General features: G+C 40.1%; 7 protein-coding genes. All 7 read left to right on the top strand.

The features are described from left to right. The first annotated feature begins 78 nt into the window (after positions 1-78). The 7 genes from QMA12_RS19500 to QMA12_RS19470 all read left to right on the top strand — a co-directional run bounded on the left by QMA12_RS19500 (position 79) and on the right by QMA12_RS19470 (position 6,378). Positions 79-2,238 carry a cobaltochelatase subunit CobN gene (locus QMA12_RS19500; RefSeq protein ID WP_356948033.1) on the top strand — a complete coding sequence of 720 codons (2,160 nt, stop codon included), beginning with the start codon at positions 79-81 and terminating at the stop codon, positions 2,236-2,238. Next, a complete protein-coding gene (locus QMA12_RS19495) occupies positions 2,225-2,725 on the top strand; it encodes a MotA/TolQ/ExbB proton channel family protein (RefSeq protein WP_290211182.1) in 501 nt (166 codons plus the stop codon). The genes QMA12_RS19500 and QMA12_RS19495 overlap by 14 nt, the downstream gene beginning before the upstream one ends. Beyond that, a complete protein-coding gene (locus QMA12_RS19490; protein WP_087534131.1) occupies positions 2,712-3,032 on the top strand; it encodes a DUF2149 domain-containing protein in 321 nt (106 codons plus the stop codon). The genes QMA12_RS19495 and QMA12_RS19490 overlap by 14 nt, the downstream gene beginning before the upstream one ends. Positions 3,033-3,600: 568 nt before the next feature. Continuing rightward, entirely contained in the window at positions 3,601-4,527 is a 927-nt protein-coding gene (gene yddG / locus QMA12_RS19485) for an aromatic amino acid DMT transporter YddG (protein WP_290211181.1), read from the top strand. A 143-nt stretch (positions 4,528-4,670) separates the two neighbouring features. Beyond that, positions 4,671-5,045: a VOC family protein gene (locus QMA12_RS19480; protein WP_290211180.1), complete on the top strand. Its 375-nt coding sequence runs from the start codon at positions 4,671-4,673 to the stop codon at positions 5,043-5,045. Beyond that, positions 5,032-5,622 carry a uracil-DNA glycosylase family protein gene (locus tag QMA12_RS19475; protein WP_290211179.1) on the top strand — a complete coding sequence of 197 codons (591 nt, stop codon included), beginning with the start codon at positions 5,032-5,034 and terminating at the stop codon, positions 5,620-5,622. The genes QMA12_RS19480 and QMA12_RS19475 overlap by 14 nt, the downstream gene beginning before the upstream one ends. A gap of 3 nt (positions 5,623-5,625) precedes the next feature. Continuing rightward, positions 5,626-6,378, top strand: coding sequence for a phytanoyl-CoA dioxygenase family protein (locus QMA12_RS19470; RefSeq protein ID WP_290211178.1), 753 nt, complete (start codon positions 5,626-5,628; stop codon positions 6,376-6,378). Positions 6,379-6,391 lie beyond the last annotated feature (13 nt).

Here is a 6,391-nt window from a genome sequence, read left to right as displayed (position 1 = left end):
TTTTGGTTGATATCAGAACGTGTTTCTTCAATAACAGTAAGGTGGTCTAAGATGCTCAAAATTAAATGCTATAAGTGAATTTTCTCTATTAGATCATATTTTTATTTAAAGTGCGATCCCGCCCTGGCAAGACGTCGGGGACGAGCAACAATAATTAGCCATCAAACACCTGCATTTTCACCATCGGGATTATATGAAGAATTACTGGATATTCATACCTTAGTACATGAGTATGAATTATTATCTACAGGGCAAGTAAAAAATGAAGTACAGAAAAAGCTTCGTGATCAAGCTAAAAATATGTCGTTGGATATCGAATTAGGCTTCAGCGATTCGCAGATCAATGCTGACTTTCCTTTATTTTATAATGCATTACATGATCACTTGCACAAGTTAGCTGCAACCATAACTCCACTAGGTTTACATTCATTTGGTCATAGTGCTAAAACTGAATATCTACTGTTAACAGTATTACAGCAGCTAGGACCAGAGTTCTTGTTGCTAACAGGAGATGATCCTCAAGAGTCCTTTGCGACGGGTATTGAAGATATTAAACAAACTAATGCAATGAAGTTATTGCGTAGTGCTTTAATAGATGGTCATTTTCCTGAGGATAATAAACCGCTAAAAGCGAGTCTTATGACGGCGCAAAAAAACTATAATTACCTTATTTCTAACCAAGAAATACCTGCGTTGCTAAAAGCGCTTAGTGGTAAGTTTATTGCGGCAGGTTTAGGTGGTGATCCAGTGCGTATGCCAGAAACCACTAATGGCACTAATCTTTATGGTTTTGACCCTTTGAAAATTCCTACTTCGTCAGCGTATAAAGCGAGTGAACGGGCTTTTTCGCAGTTAATTGAAAATTATCAAGTAGAGCATAATGAGTACCCCAAAAAACTAGCATTTTCATTATGGTCAGGGGAAACCCAACGTCATTTGGGGATTGTTGAAGGACAGGTTTTAAGAGCATTAGGCTTACAGCCAATATGGGGAAGAAACGGTCGTGTAACTGATTTTAAAATTATTGCACAGGAGCAACTTTCTCATCCTCGAATTGATGTTGTGGTACAGGTAACGAGCGTTTATCGAGATCAATTCGATGGTTTTATGAGCTTACTTGCGAATGCGATTGCAAAATTAGCTGAACTTGATGACGGTAATCTCATTGCAAAGAATACCCTTGCAACTCGTCTAGATTTAATGAAAAAGGGAATTACCCAAGAAGATGCTACAGACTTAGCCGAGCTTAGGATTTTTAGTAATCAGCCTGGAGATTATGGCACGGGCGTGACCAGTCTGACCTTAGACTCTACTTCATGGGAGGGTGACGGTGCATTAGCTGAACAATACCTCGCCCGCTTACAGTATGGTTATGGTCGTAAAGGTTGGGGAGTAAGTGTTGGGCAAGGCGTTAACTTATTTGGCCACCAATTAAAAGGTGTTGATGCAGCTATAATGTCTCGTTCGAGTAATTTACATGGCATGTTATCGACAGATCATCCGTTTGAATTTTTAGGTGGAATGGCTGCGGCTGTTAGAGCGATAAATGGTAAGTCACCCAAATTATATGTCAGTGATTTGCGTCAACCAACCGGGCAAGTTGTAAGTGCTGCTGATTTTATTAGTGAAGAAATGCGGGCTCGATATTTAAATCCAAACTGGGTTAAAGGAATGCAAGGTGAGGGGTACGCAGGCGCATTAGAAATTCTAGACACTGTAAACAATGTATTTGGTTGGCAAGCAACGGCGCCTGATGTAATTCGAAACGATCAATGGGAAGCGATCAGCGAAGTTTATATTGAAGATAAATATGAGTTAGGGGTTAACGAATGGTTTGATAAGCAACAGCCGGTTGCTCAAATGCAAATTATTGAACGTATGGCTGAAGCTATACGAAAAGATTACTGGCAAGCGAGTGAAAAAGCCAAAGCGGCTCTTGCTGTGCGGTACATGCAGTTGCAGCAAGAAAATCCTCAACATCAGGCAGCTGTCAAAACAGCTGACTTTTTATCTGAGTTAGTGTCAGGTTATGGACCGAACGCAGGCCAAGCTGGCGGCAGCCAAAATATAGTAGGCCAAACTTTGCAAAAAGTATCTGAACAAACAAGTCAAACACCTCCAGACTATATCCGTTTGCTAATTGCTTTAGCCATGCTTGGGTTGGTTATTGGTGGAGCGATACATCAACATAGAATAAATAACAATCGAATGAAAGGTATGTTAAATGAACGAATTTGAAAGTGTAATATATGACTTAACCCATTTTTTCTTGTTACCGATAATGGCGATAATATTACTATCGCTAGGGTACTCATTACTGATACTGGGTAGCTTTATAATGGAATATACACAGAGAAAACGTAACGTATATACCTCGGAGCTTGCTAATTATAGCCGTAATAATGCTGATCTCACGAGTGAAGATTTAGAACTATGGATACTCAAAAGGCTTGAGAAGTTACGCATAGTGACAAGAACATTACCTATGCTGGGGTTAGTTGCTACGATGATTTCAATCGGGCCAGCATTATTGGCATTAGGGGATGGGCTGGTTAACGAAGTGTCGAGTAATATGGTTGTGGCATTTTCAGCAGTAATACTGTCGTTAATTGCTGCCAGTATAACATTTGGTGTATTAACTGTTAAACGCAGGTTTTTACTCGAAGAGTTACGAGATTTTGAGCGAGCATCTCAACAGCAGGAGGAGTTACATGCGCTTTCTTGATAGTGACGAAGCAGATGACCCAATACTATCAGTCGTTAATTTAGTTGACTTATTCTTAGTGATAATTGGTATTTTACTGGTTGTGATAGCTACAAACCCATTAAGCCCTTTTGTTGACAAAGATGTTGTGGTTATTGAGAACCCTGGAAAAGCGGATATGAAAATTACCGTTAAACAAGGTGAAAAACTAACACGTTATGAATCTAATGGTGAGATTGGTGAAGGGCAAGGTACAAAAGCAGGAGAAACTTATCAAATGGAAGATGGTAGTCTTATTTATGTACCTAGCACTGAGCTAGCTAATTGATATATTGATTTTAGAACAATCACAGGCAAGATAAAGGTGCTAGGGTTAGCCCGAAGTTCGCTGCACGTTGCTCGAAGCATTTTTTCCATATTTTTTGTGGAAACAAACTTTAGCCGTGATGCTGTTGTAGGTTATGTGTTAAAGCAAATCGGCGCTAAAGCGCTCTCTTACAAAATAAAAGCGCTAAATTCTAGGATTATACGTAGCTCGAAACCCATGACTTTTGTCTTCTCATTTACCCTCATTGTCTTCTCTTTGTGCAAAAAAATAATTAAGTGATTTATTCACAAAGAGGTAAAGAGGCGCTGCGCTGATGAGGAAATGATGAATAGGTGGTAAGTGCTAAGATTGTTCCGCAGCTCGTCGCCCACCGCACGAAGCCATAACTTTTCTTCTCTGTGTAGCGAAGCGCCTCGCTGATCTCGGTGGTGAATTTGGCTTTAAAACAATCACAGCTAAAGGCGTTAAGCCTGTCGCTTGATGCCATAAAGTCCATGTATATTATTGTTTAATATTATAATCACTGTTACCTTGCGGGTGTTAAATTTACTACATAACAAGAGATTTCATGGCTTTTTTTAGTGAGAATAAATACACACTTTTTGGTGTGGCTGCAATCATACTGTGGAGTTGTATTGTTGCTTTGATCCGAGATGTTTCAGAGTTGTTTGGCCCTATTGGTGGCGCTGCGATGATGTATACAATTAGTGCACTATTTTTAACTTTAGTAATGGGGTTGCCGAAACTCAGCGATTTTCCTAACCGTTATTTAATAATTGGTGGTTCGCTATTTGTTTTATATGAAATTTGTTTAGCTTTATCTTTAGGTATGTCTACTAATCGTCATCAAGCAATGGAAATGGCTGTAATTAACTATCTCTGGCCTGCAATTACTATATTACTTAGCGTTATGTTGAGTAAGAAAAAAGTAAATCGATTGGTTTACCCTAGCGTGGCGATCGCTTTTATGGGAGTTGCTTGGTGTATTGCAGGAGACAGCGGCTTGTCTCTTAGTGTATTAGCGACAAATATGACGGAGAACCCGGCGACTTATTTTATGGCTTTTTCAGCTGCGTTTATTTGGGCTATTTATTGCCTAACTACCAAGCAGTTGAGTAATGGTAAAAATGCAATTACGTTGTTCTTTATAGCTACAGCCGTCGCTTTATGGGTTAAATATGCCCTAAGTGGTGAGACGGGCTTTGAGTTTTCAGTTAGTTCTACTTTTACATTATTACTTGCTGGTATTGTGATGGGGGCCGGTTATGCATTATGGAATCAAGCTATTATGGGCGGGAATTTGATTTTATTAGGAACGTTGTCGTATTTCATTCCGGTGTTTTCTGCAATTTTTTCATCATTTTATTTGGCAATCACGTTGCCAGTGTCGTTTTGGCAGGGGGTCGCATTGGTCACGTTTGGTTCGTTAATGTGTTATTTAGTGACAAAAGATAAACCAAAAACACGTAGTAAAAAGTACTCTGGCGCTGGCTGAAAAATAAGCTAGGCTTGGAAAGGGAGCTAGATTGATGTGAGCTTAGAGACAATGAGTTCGTTGTGAGATCTGAACACATTTAATTAATCATTCGATTTGATGTTTATTAGATCATTATTTTACTAACTAAGACGAGGCGTTGATTGGCCAATTTAACATGTGAAGAAATAAAAGCATTTGTGCCAGCAAAAGACTTTGTGCTCAGTTGTGAGTTTTATACTGATATGGGTTTTGAGCTAGCCTGGCAAAGTGCTGATATGGCTTACTTTTATCATGGTGATTGTAGTTTTTTATTACAAAACTTTTATAACAAAACACACGCTGATAATTTTATGATGCACCTTTTAGTTGAAGATGTGACTGCTTGGCATCAACATTTAACCGTGCAGGGGTTGGCAGATAAATACCAAGTAGAACTGAGTGAGCCCTGCGTACAGCCTTGGAATATGACCGATTTTGTAATTTATGACCCATCGGGAGTATTGTGGCGAATTGGGCAAAATAGTGAATCAGTATGATTTAGCACAGCAAGTTAGTAAATGTGTGATCTGTGAGCCACATTTACCTTTAGGAGCCCGCCCGGTTATTCAGTTTAACCCCAATGCTCGCATTTTAATTGCAGGGCAAGCACCCGGGCTGAAGGTTCATCAAAGTGGTAAACCGTTTGATGATGCCAGCGGTAAGCGGCTGCGAGACTGGTTAGGTTTAACTGAGCAAGTATTTTACGATGAGCGCAAAATAGCTATTTTACCCATGGGCTTTTGCTACCCCGGCAAAGGTAAATCAGGTGATTTACCACCGCGTAAAGAGTGTGCCCCAGCGTGGCGAAAACAGTTATTAAATGCATTGCCAAACATAGAGTTAACGATAGTGTTAGGCAAATATGCACAGGCGTACCATATACCGAAAAGTAAAAATAAGCCGTTAACTGAGTTAGTAAAATCGTGGCGTGACTACTGGCCTGCTATACTTCCACTACCTCACCCAAGCCCGCGTAATAATATTTGGTTGAGTAAAAACCCCTGGTTTGAGTCTGATGTACTACCAGCATTAGCGCAGCGGATTGCGACTGTATTAGCCGATGAGGAAAAGTAATTGATGATCAACACACAGTTTGAGCAAACCGGTTATTTTCATGTGCCGGAGTTTTATAGTGCTGCGGAGCTTTGCCAAATACGTGAAGTCATAGATTGTTTTCATCAGCAATGGATAGCCGATAATCAGCAGCTTTATAACAGTAAAGCAGTGAATAGCGCTTATTTAACGGCCAATACGTATTTAGATGATACTCAGCGCTTAGTGCTTTTTAAGTTTATTGCTAGCCATAAATTAATGGCTCAAGTTGATTCTATTTTATCTGGCACGGCGTTTATTAATACGCAGTTATTTTTTAATCCAGTGAATCCAAAGCAGGCTAATTATTGGCACCGTGATATGCAATATCATTTAGATTTAAGCGAACAACAAGCGGCGTTAACAGGCCCAGAGGTGCTGCATTGTCGTGTTGCTCTTGAAGATGAACCTGGAATAGAGCTAGTACCAGGAACTCACCGACGCTGGGACACACAAGCTGAGTTAGATACTCGTTTAGCGTGTGAGCCGCATAAGCCGAGTGACGATTTAGCGTCGGGCCATAAGATCGCAATGAAAGCCGGTGACTTACTTATTTTTTCGGCTAATATGATTCACCGTGGCTTATATGGCAAAGAGCGTTTAGCACTTGATATTTTATTTTCTGATCCGCAGCCCGAAGTACTGCATTTTGTGCAAAAAACTTGCCTACCAACGCCAACGATGATGGCAAGTTTAGAAGATCCCATTGCGTTTAAGACAACGCTTGAGCATCAATAAAGCCTTTTTTCAC

The organism is Pseudoalteromonas sp. APC 3893, assembly GCF_030408095.1.
Taxonomy (GTDB): domain Bacteria; phylum Pseudomonadota; class Gammaproteobacteria; order Enterobacterales; family Alteromonadaceae; genus Pseudoalteromonas.
The sequence above is the reverse complement of the archived record's forward strand: the minus strand, read 5'-3'. Positions and strand labels throughout refer to the sequence as shown.